Source organism: Candidatus Kaistella beijingensis (assembly GCF_020084865.1).
GTDB classification, from domain to species: Bacteria; Bacteroidota; Bacteroidia; order Flavobacteriales; family Weeksellaceae; genus Kaistella; species Kaistella beijingensis.
The window spans coordinates 1,079,694-1,104,148 of the sequence record NZ_CP071953.1; the positions used below are offsets into that span (position 1 = coordinate 1,079,694).

The window sequence follows — 24,455 nt, forward strand, 5'->3', positions numbered from 1 at the left end:
ACTATTATTTTTTCGTTTTTTGAATTTCCAATTTTAACAATTTAAAAAATTCGTTCAATCCATTAAAGTATCCCTGCAAAAATTCTTTGCTGTCAAAATCATAATCCCATAAATTGTGGCTTGAATATGAATATAAGGTTGGTGAAGATTTGTGATATGTCCAAAACATCCTGAAACAATCTACTATTCTGTAATCTTCGTTTTTATAATATTTTGTAGTATTAAGGTTATTGAAAATTTCTTCAATCCGATTTTCTTCAAAATTCAATTTCAAAGAAATCCTATGGCCTTCTAAAATTAAATCTACTCCATCAACAAAATCATCACATCTACAAAGCCAATCTTCACCATCTTGGAAAGCTGTAAATTTTTTATTTTTAGAAAATTTGTTAAGAAGATTACATTTCTCAATTGCCAAATCTTTGTTGGATTTTATAATTGACATTTCAAAACCAATGGTCTTTGTTTCAAAACTTTCTTTTTCAAATTCTGCACTGTTGATTATACTCTGAATTTCTTCTATTGCATCCTGAAAGACACTGTCATCATCACGGCTATTTCGGTAATCGTCCCAATTGGTGGATTCATCAGTCCTTCTAAAAAGGATTCCCATTTCGCGGTTATGCCTTTGAGAATATTCATATAAATTCATTGAGGTTATCATTAAATATTTCTCATTGTAAAGGCATTTGCTGTGTAAGTTGGAATGATAAAGTAAGTTTAGGTTCTCAATTTCATTAAATTTATTTCTTTCTTTGTCGGAAAGTTCACCTTCTTTGTAAATGAGGGTGATTTCAACACCTCTTTTTTCAGCGTCTTTGAGTAACGAGAAAATTTTTTCTGAAACCTGAATATAGGGGCTAATTATTATAAGTTCTTTTTCTGCTGTTTCAATAATTTTTGGAATCCATTCCAAAAGTTTCTTTTTATTTAGAAATTCTGCCATTACTTTTCTATAGCCTGTTTTATTAAACTCATAATATATTCTAAATTTTTAGTATCCTCAACAATTATTTCGTAATCGCCATTTCCCCAATGCCCCACTGAAGAAACATCACGAGCAATCTTCTTAGGATCATCCAGTTTTCCTTTTTTCAGATTTATAAAAAATTTCAATCCATTTTTTTGAATACAGACATCACTAAAAATTTTATTTTTCGAAGTAAATCCGATTTCTAATTTTTTAGGCTTAATATCCAGGTCATTTTGCAGGTTTAAAATGGCACTTTTGTAGGTTTCGTATAATTCAACAGTATCATCAGACTTCCCTACAAGATGATCTTCTTCTGAATATACTTTCGTTTGCTGAATTACTTTGCTAATTTCTGAACTATCATTTTTCTGAACTTGCTTAATACTTGGTGCAGATTTAGATTTTTTAACAGGATTAATTACTACCACATCGTTTTCAAATTTTTTAATTTCCCACAATTCAATTGCCAAATCTTTGAAGTTTGAAGACTGCTTTTGAAAATCATTAAAAGAAGGAGAAACAAAAATAATTTTGCTTTGGGACCAATCCACATCTGATCTTTTTAAACTTTTCTTTTGAGATTCATTATATTCAACAATAAATTCAGCTTTGTATTCCAGCATTAAATTAAGATAAGATACTCCTTGGTCAACCACACTATAATTCTGACTTTTTTTGTATTCAATTATCACGAATGATTTACTATCTTCATCAAAAGCCAAAGTATCAATCCTATTACTTTTTATTGTAAATTCAGATTTCACAAAGTGAAGGCCGGTAATTGAGCAAAGGTTTTTTTCGAATAACACCTGGATATCCTTCTCGAGTTTAAAAGAATTTTCTTTCAGCTCTAAAAGCGAATTTTTTGAGTTTGTAAATAACAGCATTATTAATTTTTATTAAAACTTATCAAATTTAACGAATTAATTCATTTTCTCCTTAACAAAAGCCGAAACCGTAAGTCTGTGAACATTCAGGATTCTGCCGATAGCTGAATATGAAACTTTTTTGTCCAGAAGTTCTTTGATTTTTTTCTCCTGTCCTGTGAGTTTAGTTTTTGCTGATTTTCTTCCTTTTGGACGACCGAGAATGACGCCTTCTGCTTTTTTTCTTGCCAATGCTTCTTTGGTTCTTTGTGAAATGAGGTTGCGTTCTATTTCTGCGGATAAGCCAAAAGCAAATGCCAGAACTTTTGAATTGATGTCGCTTCCCAAACGGTAATTGTCTTTAATCGTCCAAACCTGAATATCTTTGTTCATACATTCATTCAAGATTCCCATAATCATTAAAAGGTTTCTTCCGAGACGAGAAAGTTCGGAACAAATGAGCACATCTCCTTTTTTCATTTTTTTGAGAAGCTTGCCGAGTTTTCTTTCTTCGAGTTTTTTGGAACCGGAAATGGTTTCTTCCAACCATTTATCTACCACCACAATACTTTTTTCGCAAAACTGGTTAATTTCGTAGCGTTGGTTTTCTACTGTCTGTTTGTCTGTACTCACTCTAATGTAACCGTAAATCATAGTTTAATTTTTTAAAATTTAAGTGTTTAAAATAAACCAAAACCATATAAAATAAAACTTAGCTATTTTTTCATCAACGAAAATGAGCGTTTTTGTTAGTCAGAACTCAGAAAATTGTAGTTTTTCAAACAGCGAAAGTTGGGTGATTTTAAGTCCCATTGAGCAAAGTATTAAGCGAAAAATAGAAGCGGTTGGGAAACCTTTGAAAGATTGGGACATTAATATCTACAGGGGAATTCTTACTGGCTATAACGAAGCATTTATTATAGACGGAAAAAAGAAAAACCAATTGATTGCGGAAGATCCAAAATCAGCCGAAATAATACGACCGATTCTCAGAGGACGCGATATTAAGCGGTATACATATGATTTTGCTGATTTGTATATTATCACAACATTTCCCAGTCTAAAGATTGACATTGAGCAGTATCCTGCGGTTAAGGCTCATTTATTAAGCTTTGGATATGACCGACTGAAACAAACGGGTCATACTGGCGCAAGGAAAAAGACTAATAATCAATGGTTTGAAACACAAGATACGATAAGTTATAAGGACGATTTTTCTAAGCAGAAAATTATGTATCCTAATATGACCAAGTTTTTACCATTTTATTTTGATGAGAAAGGCTTTATGCAAAATGATAAATCGTTTATGATTACAGGCAAATATCTTTACTTTCTTACTGCATTTTTAAATTCATCACTGTTTAAATTTTGTTTCAAAGATAATTTTCCAGAATTACAAGGTGGAACAAGAGAATTACGGAAAATTTTTCTTGATAAGATACCGGTAATTACTGTTGATGAATTTCAAAATATTAGATTTAAAGATATGGTACTAAGTTGTCAGGATTTGGCTTCAAAAGGGATTTGTTCTAAAGATGTTGAAAGAGAACTAGATGAAGCCATATTTGATCTTTATTCTTTAACAGAAGAAGAAAAACAAATTATCGGCTTCATTGAGATTCTATAAATTCAATTTCTTCTGAGTTTAATTCAAACAGTTCATAAAACATATTGTTAAGCTTTTCTTCGCAAATATTATTTCCATTCATATTTTCAAAAATAATTTTTACTTTGTTTTCAAATTTTTCGGACGGTAATGGAGCTAATATTGGCTCTATTGCTTGGACACTTATCAAAAGATCACCTGTGCCAGTTTTAGGTGAATCCTTTAACAAATAATTTCCGACTTTTGAATTTAAATAACAAACTAAATATTCAATATGCTTTCCTGTAGCAAAACAAGTGCTATCTAGTGCAAAAGTTCCCTCATTATCAAATGAAAATCGAAGTATTGAGCCAACTCTCTTCCAAACTATTTTTGGTTTAGAAAAATCGTCCATATAAGCACAGTTTCTCAAATTGTAAGGGGTATCGCCTTTGTCAGAACGTTTCTCTAACTGAGGATAGAAAGAATCCAAATGTTTTTTAACTGCAGGATAATCCTCGATATTTACAGGCTTTATCCCTTTTTCCTTAATTCCATTGTGTGTATTAATTAACCATAAATCAGCGAAATCATATCCGTATCTTTTAATGTCCCTGCCACGTAAAATCGGTCGTATTATTTCTTCACTTTTAGGATCCTGTTCTATCAGTTCTTTTCGCTTTTCGCCCGTAATGATAAACGCATCATTAAAACCTGTTTTAATCCCATAATTAATTGAAATATCCCAATCTTTCAGGGGTTTGCCTACTTTCTCAATTTTGTCTTTAATCTGCCTTTCAATAGTTGAAAGAATCACCCAACTCTCAGAATTTCTGAAATCTGAAAAAACAGAGTTCTGACTAACAAAAACGCTCAAATTATTTAACAGCTTTTCTTTGATAATGCAAGCCTGTGTTTTGAACTGATTTTTTTGCTTTGCATACATCAGAATATTGGTATCCACAGTGGCAGTATCAAAAATTTGATTTCCAGAAAAATCAATCAGAGTTAACGGATTGGTTTGCTCCACAAAGAAACGGCGTAAGCTTTCGCCATAATTTGCTCGCATCCATTTGTTGGAAGTAATAAACATCAGCAGACCATTTTCACGCAGAATATTGTGCCCCTGTTCATAGAACAAACTGTAAATGTCGCCGGTTTTTGCGTAAGTTTTAAAACCAACTTTTTCCAAAGTATCACTTTCTGCACCCATTTTCTGCAACTGGATATACGGCGGATTCCCAATAATCACATCAAAGCCAATAAAGTTGCCTTCATCATCCAACACTTCCGGAAACTCGAAGCGCCATTCGAAGGCGTTTTCATAAATCTTATTGCCTTTTACTTCCTCAATAACATCTTCAATTTTCTGAATTTTATTTTCAAGGTCTTTCTTGTCTTTTTGCTGTGCTTTGGTTAATTCCTCACCGAAAAGTTGTTCGCTACCATATTTTGTAAAGTACTCTCCGCGCAACAGATTAAGATTTTTCATCTCTTTGCTGTTTCGGCTGATTTCAGTTCTGAAATCATTTTTCAGGGCAACCAAAAATTCTTCAAGACTTCTTTTCTTCTCCTTGCTTTCTGCTTCTTTGTAATCGCGAACTGCGTTTTTGTAATCTTCTACCGTAACTTTCGATTTCTTGAAGGCGGATTTTAAATCGCTGTCCAAAGGAAAACGACTTATGAGTGAGTTTCCGTTTTTGATATTGATATCAATATTCGGTAAAGTTTCCAACTCATTTTCGGACTTGTAATAGGCGTTTTTTAGCAACTCAATCCACAAACGTAGGCGACATATTTTAACGGAATTCGGGTTTAAATCGACACCAAAAAGACAATTTTCAATAATGTTCTGTTTCTCGTGAAAAAGGGTTTCCTGAACGCGCTGGCTTTCTTTGTTTTTGGGATTGTATCGGAACAGTTCGCTGGTGTTGGTATCTGTAATGACAATTTCATCACTTTCGACTTCAACATTATAGTCCTTGAACTTTTTACCGTTTTTATCCGCTAAAATCCCGAGATCATTTTTAATGGAAATCATCTCGTTCAGAACAGAAACTAAAAAGTGGCCGGAACCAACCGCAGGATCACAAATTTTGACTGAATTTACAATCTCATTGGCTTCTTTGACATCTTCAATTTTGTTGTAGAGTTGAGTAAAATCCTGACAATTCCAACCTTTTACAGCGTTGAATTTTTCAATAACGGCTTTTCGCAACACTTCACGGCTCATATACATTGTAATAGAACCGGGCGTGTAGAAACTTCCATCTTTATAACCGTTGATTTTTTCGAAAATAAGTCCTAAAACCGAGGCGTTGATAATGGTTTTATTTTCTTCCTGAATTTCTTCCGTTCCTTCACTTGCAAAATCATAAGCATCCAAAAACTCGAACAAATATTGTAAGGTATTGAGTTCGCCTGTTCTTTTTTTACCTTGTCCATCTTTCAAAACGGTATTTCCCAACAACGGAATTTTTTTATCATCCCGAAGATTGCTCATCATTAATGTGGTATGCTCCAATTCGGTCGGTTCGAACAAGGAACTGTTCAGATAAGGAACTTTTTCAAATGCTTTTCGGACATCAGAATTCCGGTCCTCAAACTTTTTGGCCAAAACCTGAAAAAACAAAGTGTTGAGATCGTCATACTGGCGCAGTTTATCAAAGTTCAGAAACGCATAGGATTTATCACCACCGTGATAATTGATTAGCTGACCTTCCAATAATTTCAAAAATAAAACACGGTTAATCCAGGTAATATTGAGTTCCAACGCAATATTGAATAACTTCTCGTCCGTAGTTTCACCGTACAGAAACGATTTTTTAACACGATTTACTTTATCCAAAGTGTCGAGTTGAATGATCGTATCCTCAAGTAAAGATCCGGAGTTTCTTTGTGCAGGTTTATTCCTTTCGATTAATCTTTTTCCGCCATCTTTGGTTTCAACAAGTCCGATAATATGCAGTAATTCGTTATAGAAACTTTTGTCGAGAGTATTACTGTCATTGATAAAAGGAAGTTTGAGCAAATGCTGTGGCGATAATATTTTAAAAAGTGCAATCAGGTTATTATCGTCTTTCTTGCTGTCATTTCGGACAAATTTTTCAAAATCTTTCAGGTTGAAATGGGTATATTCTAAACTGTCAATTACGTCATCAATAGCAGGTTTTGCAATTTCTGAATAGAAAAAATCGGTTTTAATGCCTGATAGTCGTTTGCTTTCAAAATCCTCAAACTTCTTAATAAGTGCTTTGTCCTTCGCAAAGCAGTTTTCGAAAATGTTTGCATCAAAAATGAACCATTCATAAACATTGGTCGCAACCAAATGTTTTACTTCCAAATTTTTATGAGTAATCCGTTCTCTCAGATAATACAGCAACAGTTCTTGCAGTGCTTTTGAATTCAGTTTTTTTGAACTCACCATCTCAGAATTATTCCCAGACTGTTTTGTCTCAATAATCACCCCAACAGAACTGGAATGTGCCTTGTCGTTGTGAATAACCAAATCGTTTCTGCCTTTGGTGTTGATATAATAATCGGGTGCAAAGCCAATGTTCTTCAGAAAATCTGAAATGAGATTCTTCTGAAACTCTTCAGATTCTTTTTCATTAATACCTTCTAAAAGCGTAATAAACCTACTTTTGAAGTTTTCAATTTCCTTGCGGTTTGGCTTTAATTTTAGAAATGATTTATTGAGGGACTGGCGTGGTGAAAGGTGAGATTTTGACATAGAGGATTACAGTGAACTTATTTCTTTTTCAATCAGTTTATAGCGGTCTTTAACTTCTTCGCCTGAATAAAACTCAAGCAAATCTTCTTTTGTTAAGTTTCCATCTTTTAAAAATTTTAATAAATATTCCTGATTGAATTCCATTAACAGCATTGATTTTTCAAGCTGTTTGAGAATAGATTTATTGTTTTCAATATTGCTGTGAACGAGGTTTCGAATCAGCATAATTTGATCAATATCTTTGATGATCCGATTCACAATCATTGAAAGAATATCTTTATTCAGATCAACTTGTTTTGCATTCAGAATAATATCGCGAGCCAGCATATAAGCAATACCAAGATTAGAATAGTCTCCTGCCTGCGAATTGATAACTGCTACAAATCCAACCTCCGGAATATAACCTACATTGTCAAAATTCTTTAAGATTGAATTGTCAATAAGGGAAATATCAAAAACGATAATTGCAGTATTGGTTCCGCGGTTCGCCTGAGCTTCAATCAACTGACTCCACGCGGTATCAGATTTACGAGTAAAAATGTCCTTGTTTTCAATCTCCCCAAACTTAATACTCTTATCAAACTTGCATTCTATGGCTATTCTTTGATTTGAATCTCCATTAATTTCACAAAGAATATCTCCTGTTTTGTTTTTAGCAAGATTACCTGCAGAATTACCGGTTAAATAAGCGCGATCTTTTAGTTTTTTATTTTGGAAAAACTCATTCAGATATTGCGCCACTTCATCTTCTGCCAAAGCACCTTTAATTGTTGATTTATAAAACAGTTCCTTTTTCATCTCGAAAATCATTTTCAGACTTTCAAGTTCAGTTCCGAGTTCGTTATTTGTCTTTGAAAGAAAGGCAGAAATACGGTCTTCCATCATAGCAAGAACACCAATGTAAATTGCACGAAGTAGTTTTTCATCTCTCTCTACTACCGGAAGACTATCAAAATAATTGAAAACGATTTGGTTTTCGATTTCGAATTCTTTTATTTCAACTCGTTTGAGTTGTTGGTTTAGTGAAATATTTCCCATAATTAATTAGTATTTAATTGAAAGTAGTAGCTGAAAGGTGCCCCATAATATTTAGTTTCATTTGTTGCCAATACTTTCCTATTTTTATCTGGACGATTATTTTTATTCATATTTTTTATTATGCGGTCCAATCTTGCAAGTTGTTTGCCTCTTTTTTTGTCCAAATGCCTTAATTGATATTTTACATTATCGTTTTGCTTGAGGACACGGAACCCTGAAGACCAGCACATTTGTCCTTCCTTCTTTGGATTGAAAATACTTTTTCTGCCTACGGACATTGATAATAATCTCTGTGTAATCCTATATTTTATTGCACGTTCAGAAACTTTAAACTTTTTGTTAGTTTTTACGTATTCAATAATTTTATCTGTTTCCTTTAATTGTTTTAATATTTCATTTTTAATTGATGACTTACGGACCCTAATCTTCAAATCAAACTTAATTTGATAGCCAACAAATGAAAGCCAGGGGACATTCTTATTAGATAAAGCAGGATCTCCCCATTTATAGGAAGACTTTGATTTCGATTTCCAAAAATCCTTATCATAATACTTAATAGTAGTGAAATTATGATGCAAAAGTTTAATATCTTTAAGTGCAGTGCCGTAAACATTTAATATTTCTTGTGAAATTTTCTTTTTGGTATGTATCAAAACCATATCGTCGCAGAATCTGGCGTAAAACAAATTTTTGTCATCATATGACAAAACTTTCTTATCAACGTAATCCATTAATAAATTTGCAATAAAACAGGAAATTGCACCACCTTGAGGCACTCCTATTTCCTCTTTTGAAGGATCAGATTGAATATCTCTGAGTTCTATTTCATCAACCCATCCAAATTCACAATCTTTTCCAAGATTAATACTTAGTACATCCTTATTAAAACTATAACACTTTAAATAAGATTCAAATAAATCTAAAGCCCGCTGGTTTATTATTGTACCATTACGCTTTAGTATAGAAACTTTATCATAAAAGTGTGACCTAACTACAGCATGATTGACGCAGTCATAGAACTTCTTTATATCACATTCAGCAACAAAAAGGTTTTTCTTGTTATTTTTCCTTTTGAACTCAATAATATCTTCCACAGCCCCATGATGAGAAAATGACTTTCCTACAGAGGCTCGAGAACGAAATGCATAAGAACAATTTTCAAAAGTTCTATCGAAATGATACGTGAGATATTTATTTAATTGACTAATTATTATTCTATCAACATATTCAAAATGAGCGATTGGACGAAATACTTTTATACCATTTTTTTCTTCTTTAAAGTGGCTAATAATTTTTGGTTTTGGTATTGAATATGAAGAACTTAATGCTTTTGAAATTATCTCGTCAATAAATCTTAGAAGCTTAGATTGCCAACCAGTAGAGGAAAATTTAGTTAATCTTTTAGTGGAAAGCAAAACTGTTCTTTCCAATTGTTCAGAATTTATCTGTGTCGCATTTTTACTAGACCTTTCTGATTTTCTCAGTCTTATCCACGTATTCCTTGGTGGAAATATCTCATATAATTCGTGTTGTTTAGCATGTGAACTTTTCACTAAAATGTTTTTATAGAACTGTCTATCATGCTCTTTTTTTGCAAGAAGGCATCTTTTCTTACACAAAATTTTTAACAATTCTCTTCTCGTAAACAAATATTCTAGTTCCATAAAAAATAGATTAGCCCCGGCGCGGATTGCTCCGTAAATGAATCGAATGTACGTTCCAAATTATTATATTTGTTATGGAAAATACAATAACAACAGGGAGTAGTGTAAACTTTGTCATACTTATAACTACCCTTCAACAGCACCTAGTGCTTAACAGGGCTAATCGTTTTATTCTGATAATTTTTTGAATGCTTCTATTATTTTGGATGGGATCTGATTTTTCTCTTTGAAGTTTTTCAGGATGAATTCTGCAGAATCTTTACCCTTGTCAGGTATAAGTTTTAATGAATCAGCTTCGCCATTTGTGGTTATATAATTTTGACGAATTTTAGCTTTCAGTTTTTTGTAAAATTTTTCATTTGAATTACATTTAACATTCGGAATATCTCTTTTAATAGATTCTATTTCGGCAACTGTAACAATTTCTTTATTATAAAATTCATTAATATTATCGTACCAAATTTGAGTTTCAATACTATCTTCAATGTCTTGCATACCTACAAAAAACATGCTTGGGCTTTTAGCGGCTTCACCAATTTCATAACTCATGTCGTTATCAAATAGATACACAATCTTGTCTTCTGTTTTTTGGAAACCTTTCATAACATTATCGATTATCTTCTTATTCTCCTGCCACTTATCTTTTCCTCCAATGTTTATCAATTGAATATTATCTTCTAAGATAGTTTTTCCAAAGTACAATTTATATAACTCTGGAATTAAATATTGTTCAGTATCACCCTCTACGACGAGAAACTTATCAAAGAATAAAAAATCACTGTTTTTAACATTTAAACTACTAAAAACAGAGTCTATATTTTCACATTGATCAGAATACGAATAGCCAGATTGATCTTTTGCTATACTTTTTATATTGTCAATTTTTGATTTATCAATAAAAATCGTAGAATGTGTACTTACAAAAACTTGAACATTAGACTTTGATAATGAGTGTAATATATCAAAAAATTCTCTCTGAGCTCCAGGATAAAGATGAGTTTCTGGTTCATCAAATGCCCAAATAAACTCCTTGAAATTTTGCTCAGTTACTGTTTTGGCTTTTGATTTAATTAGTGAAAACCATATCTTTCTTTTCAAACCCTCTCCCTGATTTTCAAGGTGTATTAATCCATCACTCGAAAATTTTCTAACCATAATATCAGATATTTTCTCTTTTACATCAAAAAACACTCTTGTTTCAATTGTTTCTATTTCTGGAGCTACTTCCGCTATCGTATCTTTTAATTCTGCAAATTTTTCATTGATTTTCATTTCAGCTTCTAAAGCTTTTGAAATTGCCGAATTCTTAATATCAGATATAAATGGATCAATATATTCTTTCATTAAACTTCCCGCTAGATTATTTATATCTTCAAATGAGCAATTCCAATCAAAATATTTAAATACAGGCAAAATTTCAGTATCATTTTTTGCGGGCTTATACAAAGACCAAACTTTCGATAATTCAACCTTGTTATAAAATGCTCTTAGTTTTTCCAAATTTGAAAAGCGTCCTTTGCCATTCTCATTACTAATATCTTCTGAAGATACAGAATGTTCCCTTAATATTTTATTAAGATCTGTTGATGTTTTGCTCCATAATTCATCCTTTCCTGATGAATCAAAGGTAGAAATGTAAGTGCTAACTGTGTTTCCGTCAAAATTCTTAGAAATCCATAATTCAAGATCGCTGTTATTTTCCAAAGACCATGATAAATTAGTTGATATATCTAAAGACTGAATTCTTTCAAGTTCTTCTTCATTATAAACAAGTTTTCCTAATATTATCGTTTCATTCTCATTATATTCTAATCCATCGGGGAGATTATTTTCAGCAAGAAGTTTATTAAAGTCTTCTAACGACAATTTTGAATTAGAAAGATCACTTTTATTATTTCCTTCTTGCAAAGAGTTATATTTAGGTTTTTCACCTAAAAGTAAATCAATAGCCTGAAGAATTGTAGATTTTCCACAATCGTTTAATCCAATGAAAATATTTGGGTCATTATCTTTTAGTTCAAGTTGTAAAATTTTACAACTTCTATAATTCACGATTATTAGTTTTTGCAAATACATTTTCTATAAAAACATTATTGTATAAAAATAACCAAAATAAATGTGACTGTGCAACATTGTGGAAAAGTAAAATCCTTATTTTTGTAAAACTGCAGAATATGGAAAATCAGAATACCGAATATAAAGAAAGCTGGCGCGACGAATACATTAAGTGGATTTGCGGTTTTGCCAATGCAAATGGGGGAATAATGTATATAGGAATTGATGATAAAGGCAAGGTGAAAGGTATTTTGGAAGCTAAAAAACTGGCTGAAGACCTTCCTAATAAAGTGAAAGATATTCTTGGCGTGTTGGTGGATGTCAACATTAAAACTGAAAGCGGAAAAAATTACCTTGAAATTATTACCGACGCCTATCCATATCCTGTAAATTACAAAGGCAGTTATTTTTACCGTAGCGGAGCCACCAATCAGGAACTGAAAGGTGCCGCACTGGACAAGTTTCTCCTGAGAAAGCAAGGCTTGAAATGGGACGGAACACCAGAACCTTACACCAAGGCGGCCGATCTTTCAGATGCGGCTTTTGATCTGTTCAAAGAACGGGCTTCTGAAACCGAACGGTTTGATGAAAACATACAGCACGACAATTCGCAAGATCTTTTGGAAAAACTGAATCTTATTGCTCCGGATGGAAACCTAAAAAAAGCAGGTGTACTTCTTTTTCACCCTAAACCGGACAAACTTTTTACAGGTTCTACAACCAAAATTGGGTTCTTCAGAAGTGATGATGATCTGGCTTTTCAGGATGAGGTGAAAGGACCATTAATAGAACAGGCAGAAAAAGTGATTGATTTGCTTCTGACTAAATACCTTAAAGCACAGATTACCTATTACGGACTGCAACGAAAAGAAAGTTATCCTGTTCCACCTGCTGCACTTCGTGAAGCGGTTTTGAATGCAATTGTCCACAAAGATTACGCAAGCGGAATTCCTATTCAAATCAGCGTTTATGATAACAAACTAGTTGTTTGGAATGAAGGAGAACTACCTGAAAACTGGACTGTGGCCAAACTGAAAGTAAAGCATCCGTCCCGTCCTTACAATCCGGACATTGCCAATGCATTTTTCCGTGCCGGACTCATAGAATCCTGGGGACGCGGAACAATAAAAATTCTGAATGAGGCGAAAACTGCAAAAATCCCTATTCCGGTTTTCAAATATGACGATAACGGTTTTTATGTGATTTTTAATTTTGAGGAAGTAAATGTTGAACAGAGGGTTTTAGAATTAATTCAGATTAACAGCAAAACAACCGCTTTAAAAATGGCCGAAGAGTTGAATGTTACGGACAGAACTATTAAAAGAACTCTGAAAAATTTGCAGGAAAATAAAATTATTGCAAGAGTTGGCAACAACCGTAGTGGTGAATGGAAGATATTGTAAAATATCACCATTGATGTCACCATTTGGGAATTGCTGATGGGCGCAAAAGTAAACAGCCAGACGTTCGAGTCGTGTCCCAACTATTAAAGAGTTTGTGATGTGATGTCACCATTGATGTCACTAATCACAAAGCATTACTTGGCTCATATTCACCAAGACGAACGTACGCTTACGTTGTATTTGGCTAGAAAATATTTGAATTTGCTGTGTCATCATTCTAGTATCAATAAAACTAATAAGCTTAGTTACTTTTATAACTAAACAAAGTATATAAGTTTTTCTCTTAATTATTCCTAAACCTTATAAATAAAGGAAATTTCAGAAATCAACATCATAACAGCTTAGTTACACTTGTATACTTTTATGTAACATTTGTGTTATTCAGCAGTGTGCAAAATCTAATAAAGGAATGACGGATCCCAAACACTGCGTCCTTCGTGAACTTCGTTCGCAGGACTAGTCCTGTGCTCAGGATGACGGAATGTGCAGGGTGAGGAAGTGACAACTTGGATTTTTTGCTATGAGCCTCCGCTTTAAGTCCGTTGTAAGTCCGTATCATCTCCGTTTGTCGTATGAGTTTTCATCATAACCAAACAGGTTGAACATTTCGCGCATTCTGGAACGCAGGCGGTTTCCGTAAATGAATTCTATTTCTCCGGCGGTGAGATTGGTGGTGAGGTGGGTTATAATTCCTTTTTCTTTGAAAAGATCGTAGCGTGTGAGCAGGATTTCAGCCATAACATTGCAGTCGTTGCCGAAATATTTGGAAGTGGTTTCGGTTCCGAGGTCGTCAAAGCAAAAGTTCTTTGGAACTGGATGGTCGTTATAAAGGTTTCCACGGGAATAGTTTTCCAATATTTCGTAACCAGACTGCATAAATTCTGATACGATTTGGCGGGTTGAAGCCATCATAAAGTTTTTTCTTCCGGAAGGTAGTTTTCTCATCAGTTTGAAAAGCGTCGTTTTTCCACAGCCGATTGGTCCACTCAGCATTATTCCTTTGTTGAGGTCGATATTCATTTCTTTGGCCACAAGTTCATCCTGAAGAAACCAAGCGAGCATTCCGAAAATAATTCCTTTTTCATTATCTGGAATGACAAAGTTTTTGCCGATGTGTTTTCTCCCGGTTTTTCGGAGCCAGGTTACGACTTCGCAGTAATCGTAGGACATTTCTATTTCATGATTGGGAAGTTGCATTGTTGCGGTGAGTTTTTATTAAGTTCTTTTGTCTTGAAACAAAAGAACCAAAAGTTCAAGACTGGATTTATTTGCTAAAAAATTCAAATTTCTTTTAAGAAAATTCCCAAAACTCGCGCGATTGATTACTTGTTTTGATTAATGAGATTTTAGCGCGCTCAAACAGTGGGAATTTTTATTTGGCGAAAGTTGAAATTGCCTTTATCAAGAAATTTGAATTTTTCTTTACGCAAATAACTCCTAGGTCGGATTTTTAGATGATTCATAATTTTTCTTGATAGGATTTGTTGTGGGTGGCATTGAGGTGAGATTGCTTCGCTCCGCTCGTAATGACGGTATTGAATTTTTTGGAATTTAAAAGCCAATTTCTGGCGCCGGCTTGCCAGTTTTTCATTTTGGATTTTCCACCGACAAGCCAACCATTGCTTTCGTAATGGTTATAAAATTTCTCGGCTTCTAATTTTGTGGAGTCTTTCTCTTCAAAATACATTTGGACTTCGGGAAATTCCGGAGGAATTTTTGAGCCTGGTTTCTGTAACGCTTCGACTCCGCTCAGCGTGACAGACTGGGTGACGTTTGAATAGATTGCTTCGTCGTTCCTCCTCGCAATGACAAAATCCTTTTTCTTTTCGCGCAACTTTTCTTTTTCCGGTTCTGAAAATTCATAATTTAATTCATCAATATTTTTTTGCGTGTTTACACTATGTTTATTGTTTAATATGTTTGTATTGTTTTTAGAAGGTATCAATGCTTGTTCAATACCTGTGTCGATTTTGATTCGGTGGCTGTTCACTGCTTGTTCAGTAGCAGTCTGTTTTTTGATACGCTTCCCGTTCACTCTTTGAACATCTGAATTTTCAAAATTGTAGAGGTTCACTAAACTGCCTTTATACGGATTGAACGACGGTAAATATTCGATATAACCAAAATCCTGCAGTTGTTTTATGCATTTGTGATACGTTCCTAAAGCAGAGATTTTACTTAACCTCATCATTTCGTTTCGGGAAATACTGATTGGGTTCTGAAAATGGTTTAGATTCCAAAATTGGAATAAAGCCAAGTACAGACTAATATGCGTTGGATTGAGGCGGTCGTCTTCTTGTATGCGGTCGTAGAAGCCGGTAAGGTGACGGATGTAGTTCATTTTTTTTTCTTTATTATTCTTTTGTCTTGAAACAAAAGAATCAAAAATTCAAGACTGGATTTATTTGCTAAAAAATTCAAATTTCTTTTAAGAAAATTCCCAAAACTCGCGCGATTGAATATTTGCATTACTTAACGAGATTTTGGCGCGCTCAAACAGTGGGAATTTTTATTCGGTGGAAGTTGAACTTGCAGTTGTGAAGAAATTTGAATTTTTCTTCACGCAAATAACTCCTAGGTCGGAAAGATTATTTGCTATTTTTCAGATTGGAGGAGTTTTTCTATATCCTGATAGTTGTAGTAGAGCGTTCCGCCGACACGGGAATAGCGGAGTGTGCCGTTAATACGTAGATTTTGGAGCGTTCCGGATGAAATTTTGAGAAGCTCTTTTACTTCTGCAGAGCGAAGCCACAATTTTTGTTCTGTGGTTCTAATGTGAAACAGGTTTTTGATGTCTTCCAATAATTCTGTTTTGAATTCCTGAAGATCTTCTTTGGTTAAAACTTCGAGTGCCATAAATTTGATTTTAATATTATGGCTCAAAATTGTAAGTTTTGAATTGTTTTATTTCACAACGGGGATTGCGTTGGGATTCATTTTTCTAAAAAAATGAGATTCCTCGTTTCTCTCGGATGACAAAAGTTTGTTTATATCAAGCGTAATGACTTTTAATAAATGGATTCGTCGGTATCGTCCATTCTTTTGAGAAGTTTTTCGCGAAGTGTGGAAATAAATTTTGTTCTGTCTTCTTTTCTTACTCTAATTTCAAGAAAGGTTCTGCGGTATTGTCCCAAATCTATATTGAGACTTTCTTCAAAGTATTCTGCAATATCCTTTAAATCAGCAGTTCCGTTATTAAAAACTCCCTCCGTTTGCAATGCATAGAGTAATTCTGTGAGTGCAACTTTTGATCCAGTCCAAGTGAGTTTCGCGTTGGGATTGCGTTGGGTTTTTTGTTTGTCTTCTTTATTTTCCAAGAGAACCAATTGATTTTCCAAATACAGTTGTATTAAATCATTTGCAAGAATTTTTGCGACTTTAAAATCGTGAGAAGCAGTGAAATTGGTATCGGTTTCAAAGTAATAATTATCTAAACTCAACTTAATATCAAATTTACCTCTTACGAATTACTTATAATCTAAATAAGTGCTTCCGGTACGGTAATATTTGTAAAAATCAAGATTGTTATCAAAATATAATTTGAGTTTATCTAGTTCCTTATTGTAATATTTTTTCAGAATTCTTGGACTACCGAAAGGTTTTTTTGTTTCAATTTTATAAAGCGAATTGTAGTAAATAAGTTTTGATGTGAACTGTGGCTTTATTTCTTTGAAGAATGTAATTTCTTCTTGTTCAGTCTTGAAGCCTGATTTGTATATTATACTCTTAATTTTTTCTAAACTTTTAAGAATTATTTCAACAGATTTTTCACAACGTAAAATAATATCATCAACCTCAAGGTCAATGAAATTGAGTTGTTCTGATAATTCTATTAAAATATTTTGTAATCTAATTTTTTTTTATTTAATTAATTCGTGATATTCTAAAATTTTATGTTATAACCAATTTGTGAAAAAATTGGAAATAACGGTGATGTTTTGAAATCCTGAGATGTAATTTTTCCGACTGATAGAGTGATGTCGTTTTCCCCAAAACTGTAACCACCTTTAACATTATAATAGTAATTTCCACCTGTAGATGGCTCATACCAACCATCTTTGACATCGGGAAAGTTTGATTTATATAAATCGGTATGTATATAACGAGAAACAATTGCTTTATCAAAGCCAAACTCAGCTCCTGTAAACCACCTTTCCCTATAATACCCAATGGTCGTGGAGAAGTCACTTCCAAAATTTGAAATTTTAACAAAATCGCTATTGTAAACTCTAAAAATACCCTGCATTTTAATACTCATATTAAAATTATTTACTTTTAACACTCGTATTTGTCCACCTAATTTCACTTTAAAATCGTCTAATCTTTTTTCACCGAAAGGAATTGAAACTTCTGTATTTATTAGAAAGGGAAATTTTCCGTCGGATATTTTGTACCCGTAAGTCAACCCGGATATTATCCCGTACTCTGTTCCGAAATTTACACTGGCAATGTTATTTTGGGGTAGATTTTCCCAGTTAATAACTTGTGCATGAATACGTAGTGATAAAGTGAATAAAAGTGCAAAGATTATTTCATGTAAACTTTTCATTTAAAAGGCATTTTATTTTTTATAAAGACTGGATGTATTGAATAACTTTCGGCATCGTTTGTTGTTGCCAAACCTGTTTGTCGCTCAATATTCCGTTGTGGCCGACTCCAGTGATTTTTTGGATTATTACTGAACTATATGCGGAAGATATTTTATTTGCCCATTCCGTCGTATATTCTTTATTATTCTCACTGTATAAAAAAAGTGTTTTGGGAGAGTTTGTTTTCACATTTTGCGAAAAGTCGGGCTTTAATGAATCTCCTAACTCAAACAAAGCCGTATTGATTACTGCTCCAGATCTCCAAAAACTTTGTGGAAGTGTGTTATCTTCACCCGTAATATCATTTTTTGAAGCCAGGATGTTTAGTTTGTAATCCAGTATTTCGTGTTGATTTTCTTTTCCTGTCATAAACTGATCCAAATAAGTTGCGTCATTGGATATTTCGCTCCAAAGTTTGAAAGATCTGGAATTCTTTACATAATTTTCCAAATCTTCCCATTTTAGACCTCCAGGTTCACAAACAATTAAACCATTAACCATATTTGGATATTTCCCAACAAATGCACTAACCAAAATTCCTCCCCAAGAATGTCCCAGGAGTATTACTTTTTGATTAGAGCTTGTCCTGTAATGTTCAATTACCCCTTTTAACTCTTTATACATATCTTCTAATGCCTGATCCCCTTTTTGCGTGTATTCTTCCGTGTTAAGTCTTTGAGAGAGACCTGAACCACGCTGGTCATAAAAAACGATGTAGTAGCCTTTATAAGCCAGTTCTTTACAATTCAGCATATACCTGTAATCTCCTCCAGGTCCTCCATGAACCGCGATAATCATAGTGTTTGAGGAATTTCCGAATGCTTCTGAATGTAATTTTATATTATTTACCACTATAGATGGCAGTGTATTGTCTTCAATTACAGTTTTAGGAACCAAATTTCCGGGTTGATTAATATATTTTTCTTCCCTGCAGGAAAAAAAGGAAAACATTGTAACTGATAAAAGCAGGTTGATTAAAATCTTTTTCATTGTAAAAGTTTTTTTTATTTAAGAAAGTCTCAGATATTAAAAGAAGAATAGTATTTGTCACTTCTTTAGAAACAAATTCAAATCAATGATATATTGACTATAGAAATCGGAAAATATTTTTAAAGTATCCTGGTTCCGTAAAGTGGCTTTTCCGGATTTGTTATAGGTAAAAATGGATTCTGGATAAACTTCCTCATATCTGTAAGGTGCAGAAAATTCGTAATAACCAAATGGCAAATTATTTTCTGATGCCACATCATCATTATTATTTATCGATAATTCTGCGCCGACAATTGAAGAGTAAATTTCGTTTTCAAAACTTAATTTCACAAAGCCATCACCGTAATCCAAATAGAAAAAATTTTTGGCGACAATATCAGCCTTACATTTGTCTTTTTTACAGATGAAGGAAAAATCCCTGAAAACTATTCTGCTTTCACCCGACAAAAAAGGCTTGTAAACAAAGTTTTTGTCTTTAATGAATCTGAAAATTTTGTCCTTGATTTGCTCTTTTTTGAGATTAGGAAAATTAAGCATTATACTTTTATTTGGGATATAAACCCCAAAATGTTCAATTTTGAAATAAGATTCCTGCGATTTTAACAGGGTAGCAGAAAAAAGTAAAAGCAATATTAACAAATTTTGTTTCATCTTGTCCCGATATTTACTTTTACAATCACATTATTTTTATCCACATAAAAATCATAGAAGTCCGTAAAGTCGTAAGAATACCGATTATCTTTGGAGACCTCTTGATGCAGAATATTCCCGAATTGGTCAGAAACTACATAACCTGGTTCATATTTTCCACCGTTTCCAGAATATCTTGTTTCATAGATGTAAACGGTGTAACCATTTGGAGTTTCGTTTTTTTTGGTAAAATTTCCCCATTTATTGATTAATTCTGTAATATTTGCTCCCGCCCAACTTGTAATATTAAAAATTTTCCGTTGACTGTCTGCAAAAACTTTTTCCTTGTTCAGTCTTGCATCAAGTTTAGTATTGTTGCTTGCAAGTGATTGCGCTTTGATTAAAAAAAGCAGAGAATAAGAAAAAAAGAAAATAATTACTACAATTTTTGTTTTCATTTTTTTTAAAATCAATTAATAATTACCATCGTTTCAGTTTAATCTTCACGGTATCGCCATTTGATTTTATGGTAACGATTTTTTGAAAATTTGCATCTCCAGTCTGCGCATAGTCGAAAATATCGGTGTTAAGTTGAGTTCCGGCATATTGTCCATTCACATAAATATCAGAAGTTCCAGTGATTTCTCTTCTTGAAAAAGTATCGGTATAACCGAACGAAATGAATACAAAAAAATCTCCTTCCATAAGATTAGTAAATTCAAAATTTCCTTTGTCGTTATAAATTTCCGTAGTTAAAACACAGGATTTTGCGTCTTCTGATAGAGGAATTGGTGCTGCTCCTTTTATTTTTCTTTGCTTTTTATTAAGCTCCATCCATTCTTTGAAATATTCTGTATAAGGCAACAAAACGACTTTAGTTCCTTTCGGCGCGAATTGTTTTTTATTGATATTTAATACATCAATCCTGATTTTGCTGTCATCTCTACCAGAACGATCGTCTTTTGCAAATGCTTCTCCCGAAATTACAGAATTACCTTTAGTGAGCATTTTCAGCGTGGCTTCTTTATCAAATTTATTTTTGAAAGGATTAAAATCAGTTTCTTTATCCACCAACATTAAATTATTTCCTTTTGAAGAAACCGTGATTTTATAAATTTTTCGGGAAGTTTTATCAATAAAATAATCATAGATGTTTCCTGTACTTTCTTCGTTTACAGATACTTTCCAAACTTGATGCTCACCTGTAAGTTCAGAATTGTAGATATTGCTTTTTACATCGGTAATATTCACATTCTGTATTTTATCTTTATTCGGAGAATCATAATCTATCACAGGAATTGTGGCTTTATAACCTGTATTCAAAGGCAATGCGCAAAGAAGTAAAGGATAAGTGGCAATATCGAAATAGTCTCCCGTGTTGATATTTGAAAAATTAATGTTGAACGTGCGTGTATCTCTTTCAGATTTTCTGCTAATTGGTTTCAGTGTATTTTTATCCAAAACAATATGTTCTTTCCAAAGTTTATTTGTTTTTAGGAAAATTAATTTTGAACTAAACAGAACTTGGTCTCCATTTGTGGAAACTTCTGTTTGATAATTACAAATTTCCATAGGATTTCCATCTTTTACAAAATAGTATCCCATGGTATAGTTACCAAGTTTAATTAACTTAGTGTTAATTGATTGGGAGCCAGGCAGAATTTTATTTTGTCCAAAAGATAAAACTGCACAAATACAAAAACCAAAACTAAAAAATAATTTTTTTATTTTTTGCATAATTATGATGGTTATTTTAAGGAAACTGATATACTATTGCGCCTGAAGTGGTTGTAAATTCTTGTGATAAAACCGAAGCATTATTAACCAAAATTTCCAATTTCACAGTTTGATTTGTATTGGTACCATATGCAAGAGTTAGGACATCACCTTTATTTACTGTTCTGTTTATAGTTTTTGAATAAGGCAATGAAGGATTTGCAACATCAGTATCACCTCCAGTTTCATTTTTGTATTTGATAATTGATGCAGATGAAGTTGTTGCACTGGTTACTTTGTAAGTTATAGAAACCTGTTTAGGATATGTACTTCCACTTGGATTATCATCATTACTGTCGCTTCTGCACGAATTAGAAAAAATCGCGAGAAAAACGGTTAACAAAATTACCGATAGTGATTTGAATGTTTTCATTTTTTAGAATTTTTAATGATTAGAATTTGATACCTTTTATTTGAGGTTAAAATTATAATTAAACATAATTGTAAAAGATATTCTATCTACCAAAGACATTTTAAAATATACAAAGGGAATTTCGATTACAAAAAATCAGCTGATTCTTTTCCAAGTCCACGCTTTCCAAACAATGAAGAATGTAAGAGTACTCTCCAAAAAAGCAAGCATTACATAAAAAATTCGCCATTCTGAAATGGATGAAATACCAACAAGGAATGTAAATAAAGCAAGGAATCCCGCAATTGAGATATTTAAAATTCTGTTAATTTTGGGTTTTAAAATCAATGAAAGAAATATCATCAATGAAGGAACAGTGAGAAGTATGGTTGCATACAGTAATTTGTATGGTGTATTCAATAAATTTTTACCACTAATTAATCCTTCAACTTTTCTGGGAACATACAGCTCAAAATAATCTCCGTAAATGTAGAGGAACATTACCGAAGTCCACAAACCGGCCAGTAAAATTTTAATATTAATTTTAAAGTCTTCAAATTCTGTTTTTTTAGTTTTCATTATAATTTTTTTTTGATTTTTTTATACCAATTACTAATAGCCATAAACAAATCCCAATCTCCGCAACAGAAGGAATTTTGCCGATAATTTTTGAAATTCCTATATCTTGATAATTCGCAAATAAAGTATTGCCGAAAAAATTAGTAACATAACCGAAGCATCCCAACATTAAAAAAATTCCGAAAATTTTAGGGATGAAACCTGATTTGTAAACCAAATAGCCAAAAGGCAACAGCCATAATCCCCAGAAAAAAGTGGAAATAAAAATGCCATATTCATATTGATTAAGATGATACATTACCAAAGACTGCAGTTGAGATTCATTATAAATTTTTAGATACTCTTCCTTGTGAAGGATATCTAAAATAATATACTTGTTATAAAGATTAAAAAATGAAATAGGGATACTCACCAATACAGAAACCACCATAAAATTGGCAACAAATTGACTGACATTTTTCAACAATTCTCTTAAAACCAAAGGCAAAAAAATAAAAGTCAAATAACAGAGTGCACTCGAAAAAATCCCAATTCGGAAAAGGTTTTCATTTTTGAGAATATTATTGAAAGTTGCTACTTTATCTCCCCAAACTATTAATTGTTTTGGTATATATCCTAAACTTACAATTCCTGTTATAACTACGATTAAATAAAGAATTCCTGCAATTCTTGCTGTTTTTTTCTGATCCATTATATAAAAAGGTTATGAGGTTTTATGACAAAAAAGTCCTGAAATAAAACGAAAAGCAAAACAATCATTAAAAAAAGTCCTCCAATTACAAACCATTGCCTCAGCGAAATCCGCTGAATATCATGTTTCTTTCGAATATCACAAACTTCACCGGGACAATACTGTGCCTTATCTTTTTTGATAAAACCATACATTTTACAACCAATACAAATTCCGAAAGCCGATTCTGAAAACATCAAAATTAAACAGATAAGACAAGCAAAACCTGTAATAGGGCTGAAAGCATTCATAATGACTAGGAGAAAAAACATAATCACAGAAATGGTTAAGCCTATAAACCAAGCAAATTTTTTCTGTTCAGCACCTACAAATTCAGGGTTTTGGTTGCTTACGATCATTCTACCTATAATTAATAATGGCGCATACTTCGGATTAATGAATAAGCGAATAAAAAACTCTACTACAAAAACCGATAATACATATTTTACAGGCACGAAATTTCCATTGCTTAAGATTAAGACTAAAGAAATAAAGGCCATAAGAAACATTATTCCTGCAGTTGCCCGTATTTCGCGGTTGTTAAGAACCGGGATTTCATAACCATTCACTATTTCTCCAAATCGTATATTCTTGTTCATATTTTTCTGTCTTTAATTTCTTCTAATAAAAATTTCCAAAAACTTTCTTTGAATTTAGTTTTAAATAAATCAAAATGTCCAATTTTAGAAACATCAAAATCTGCAGGAAATAAATGTTTTCTGGTTAGCTTAGTGTTCTGATATTGTTTGGTAAGCCAATCAACAGATTGTTCAGGAGCAAAAAAATCATCATCAATACTTATTGATAGAAGATCACATTTTATTTTGTTGAAGAAAAGCTGATCTTTAGAAAAAAATCGAAATAAATACTCACTGTTTCTGCACCATTTTGCCCATTCATTTGCAACGTTTTTAGGTAAATTTTCCATTTTGCTAAATTTTTTAGAAGGCATATATCCAAAAAAAGCCGGCAGGAAAGGAAATAATAAATGCCAATTCAAGAACATTTTAACCTTGTTAAATCCTTTCCAGAATCCCCAAAATCCTGATTGTGCAGAAATCAGAATAATTTTATCTAAATGAACTGATGACGGAGCCAAGCCGATTAATTGACCACCAACACTATGTCCCAAAACTACTTTTCTATGATTTGGAAATTTTTCAATGGCATTCCTAATTACCATTTCTAAATCCTGATTCCCCCAACCGTGTAGAAACTCCTTTTGCTTTTTAATATTTCCAGATAATGACTTTCCTATTCCGCTATAATCAAATGTGATAACAGAAATGTAATTTGAGCTGGCAAACTCTGCAAAATTTTGATAAAATGATTGTTTCACACCCATTGCGGAAGCAATAATCAAAACCGTATTAGAATTGCTATTTTCATATAATTGCGAATCAATTGTACTCATTATTCAATCAAGATTTTTAAAAAAATCCGCTTTACGGAGCGGATTAACCATAGTGGGTGAAAAATTTAATTTGATATT

The 24,455-nt window shown here is 32.7% G+C and carries 22 protein-coding genes and 1 pseudogene; 2 read left to right on the forward strand and 21 right to left on the reverse strand.

Annotated features, from left to right (window positions below):
* Positions 1–4 precede the first annotated feature (4 nt).
* Genes J4771_RS05025 through J4771_RS05035 form a run of 3 tightly spaced genes read right to left on the reverse strand, consistent with a single transcriptional unit; the run spans position 5 to position 2,493 of the window.
* Positions 5–946, reverse strand: coding sequence for a phospholipase D family protein (locus J4771_RS05025; RefSeq protein ID WP_224137044.1), 942 nt, complete (start codon positions 944–946; stop codon positions 5–7).
* On the reverse strand, positions 946–1,860 hold the full coding sequence (locus tag J4771_RS05030) for a DUF5655 domain-containing protein (protein WP_224137046.1): 915 nt from the start codon (positions 1,858–1,860) through the stop codon (positions 946–948). Before J4771_RS05030 ends, J4771_RS05025 begins: the two co-directional genes overlap by 1 nt.
* A 36-nt stretch (positions 1,861–1,896) precedes the next feature.
* Entirely contained in the window at positions 1,897–2,493 is a 597-nt protein-coding gene (locus tag J4771_RS05035) for a master DNA invertase Mpi family serine-type recombinase (RefSeq protein WP_224137048.1), read from the reverse strand.
* Between the two features lie 82 nt (positions 2,494–2,575).
* Between J4771_RS05035 and J4771_RS05040 the strand changes: the two genes are divergently transcribed.
* Positions 2,576–3,466 (forward strand): TaqI-like C-terminal specificity domain-containing protein, encoded by an 891-nt coding sequence (locus J4771_RS05040; RefSeq protein ID WP_224137051.1) that lies wholly within the window; start codon positions 2,576–2,578, stop codon positions 3,464–3,466.
* On the opposite strand, the gene J4771_RS05045 is transcribed toward J4771_RS05040, so the two are convergent.
* The 4 genes from J4771_RS05045 to J4771_RS05060 form a co-directional block, all read right to left on the reverse strand.
* Positions 3,450–7,157: a DUF7149 domain-containing protein gene (locus J4771_RS05045; protein ID WP_224137053.1), complete on the reverse strand. Its 3,708-nt coding sequence runs from the start codon at positions 7,155–7,157 to the stop codon at positions 3,450–3,452. The genes J4771_RS05040 and J4771_RS05045 overlap by 17 nt on opposite strands.
* A gap of 6 nt (positions 7,158–7,163) precedes the next feature.
* Positions 7,164–8,195: a hypothetical protein gene (locus tag J4771_RS05050; protein ID WP_224137055.1), complete on the reverse strand. Its 1,032-nt coding sequence runs from the start codon at positions 8,193–8,195 to the stop codon at positions 7,164–7,166.
* A gap of 2 nt (positions 8,196–8,197) precedes the next feature.
* Positions 8,198–9,859: a reverse transcriptase domain-containing protein gene (locus J4771_RS05055; RefSeq protein ID WP_224137057.1), complete on the reverse strand. Its 1,662-nt coding sequence runs from the start codon at positions 9,857–9,859 to the stop codon at positions 8,198–8,200.
* A 168-nt stretch (positions 9,860–10,027) separates the two neighbouring features.
* Positions 10,028–11,911 carry an AAA family ATPase gene (locus J4771_RS05060; protein ID WP_262900191.1) on the reverse strand — a complete coding sequence of 628 codons (1,884 nt, stop codon included), beginning with the start codon at positions 11,909–11,911 and terminating at the stop codon, positions 10,028–10,030.
* 122 nt (positions 11,912–12,033) lie between these two features.
* Here J4771_RS05060 and J4771_RS05065 point away from each other — a divergent pair, with 122 nt between their 5' ends.
* Complete coding sequence (locus J4771_RS05065; RefSeq protein ID WP_224137072.1) at positions 12,034–13,317, forward strand: ATP-binding protein; 1,284 nt, start codon at positions 12,034–12,036, stop codon at positions 13,315–13,317.
* Between the two features lie 555 nt (positions 13,318–13,872).
* Here the strand turns inward: J4771_RS05065 and J4771_RS05070 are convergent.
* The 14 genes and pseudogenes from J4771_RS05070 to J4771_RS05135 form a co-directional block, all read right to left on the reverse strand.
* A complete protein-coding gene (locus J4771_RS05070) occupies positions 13,873–14,514 on the reverse strand; it encodes a P-loop NTPase family protein (RefSeq protein WP_224137074.1) in 642 nt (213 codons plus the stop codon).
* 262 nt (positions 14,515–14,776) lie between these two features.
* On the reverse strand, positions 14,777–15,658 hold the full coding sequence (locus J4771_RS05075; protein WP_224137076.1) for a transcriptional regulator: 882 nt from the start codon (positions 15,656–15,658) through the stop codon (positions 14,777–14,779).
* 254 nt (positions 15,659–15,912) lie between these two features.
* Positions 15,913–16,173, reverse strand: a complete 261-nt coding sequence (locus tag J4771_RS05080; RefSeq protein WP_224137079.1) for a helix-turn-helix domain-containing protein — start codon at positions 16,171–16,173, stop codon at positions 15,913–15,915.
* 152 nt (positions 16,174–16,325) lie between these two features.
* Positions 16,326–17,171 (reverse strand): annotated as a pseudogene (locus J4771_RS05085) (RteC domain-containing protein).
* Between the two features lie 29 nt (positions 17,172–17,200).
* Positions 17,201–17,866: a hypothetical protein gene (locus J4771_RS05090; protein ID WP_224137081.1), complete on the reverse strand. Its 666-nt coding sequence runs from the start codon at positions 17,864–17,866 to the stop codon at positions 17,201–17,203.
* A 19-nt stretch (positions 17,867–17,885) separates the two neighbouring features.
* Positions 17,886–18,896: an alpha/beta hydrolase gene (locus tag J4771_RS05095; RefSeq protein ID WP_224137083.1), complete on the reverse strand. Its 1,011-nt coding sequence runs from the start codon at positions 18,894–18,896 to the stop codon at positions 17,886–17,888.
* A 57-nt stretch (positions 18,897–18,953) separates the two neighbouring features.
* Positions 18,954–19,433, reverse strand: a complete 480-nt coding sequence (locus J4771_RS05100) for a hypothetical protein (protein ID WP_224137085.1) — start codon at positions 19,431–19,433, stop codon at positions 18,954–18,956.
* Positions 19,434–19,543: 110 nt separating this feature from the next.
* Positions 19,544–19,984, reverse strand: a complete 441-nt coding sequence (locus J4771_RS05105) for a hypothetical protein (RefSeq protein ID WP_224137086.1) — start codon at positions 19,982–19,984, stop codon at positions 19,544–19,546.
* Positions 19,985–20,006: 22 nt separating this feature from the next.
* Positions 20,007–21,131, reverse strand: a complete 1,125-nt coding sequence (locus J4771_RS05110; RefSeq protein ID WP_224137088.1) for a DUF3108 domain-containing protein — start codon at positions 21,129–21,131, stop codon at positions 20,007–20,009.
* 148 nt (positions 21,132–21,279) lie between these two features.
* A complete protein-coding gene (locus tag J4771_RS05115; protein ID WP_224137090.1) occupies positions 21,280–21,675 on the reverse strand; it encodes a hypothetical protein in 396 nt (131 codons plus the stop codon).
* Between the two features lie 135 nt (positions 21,676–21,810).
* Entirely contained in the window at positions 21,811–22,233 is a 423-nt protein-coding gene (locus J4771_RS05120; RefSeq protein ID WP_224137092.1) for a DUF6326 family protein, read from the reverse strand.
* Entirely contained in the window at positions 22,223–22,924 is a 702-nt protein-coding gene (locus J4771_RS05125) for a DUF4386 domain-containing protein (RefSeq protein WP_224137094.1), read from the reverse strand. The genes J4771_RS05120 and J4771_RS05125 overlap by 11 nt, the downstream gene beginning before the upstream one ends.
* The gene (locus J4771_RS05130; protein ID WP_224137096.1) at positions 22,924–23,562 is read right to left on the reverse strand and encodes a DUF4395 domain-containing protein; all 639 of its coding nucleotides are present in this window, start codon (positions 23,560–23,562) and stop codon (positions 22,924–22,926) included. Before J4771_RS05130 ends, J4771_RS05125 begins: the two co-directional genes overlap by 1 nt.
* The gene (locus J4771_RS05135; protein WP_224137098.1) at positions 23,559–24,377 is read right to left on the reverse strand and encodes an alpha/beta hydrolase family protein; all 819 of its coding nucleotides are present in this window, start codon (positions 24,375–24,377) and stop codon (positions 23,559–23,561) included. The genes J4771_RS05130 and J4771_RS05135 overlap by 4 nt, the downstream gene beginning before the upstream one ends.
* Positions 24,378–24,455 lie beyond the last annotated feature (78 nt).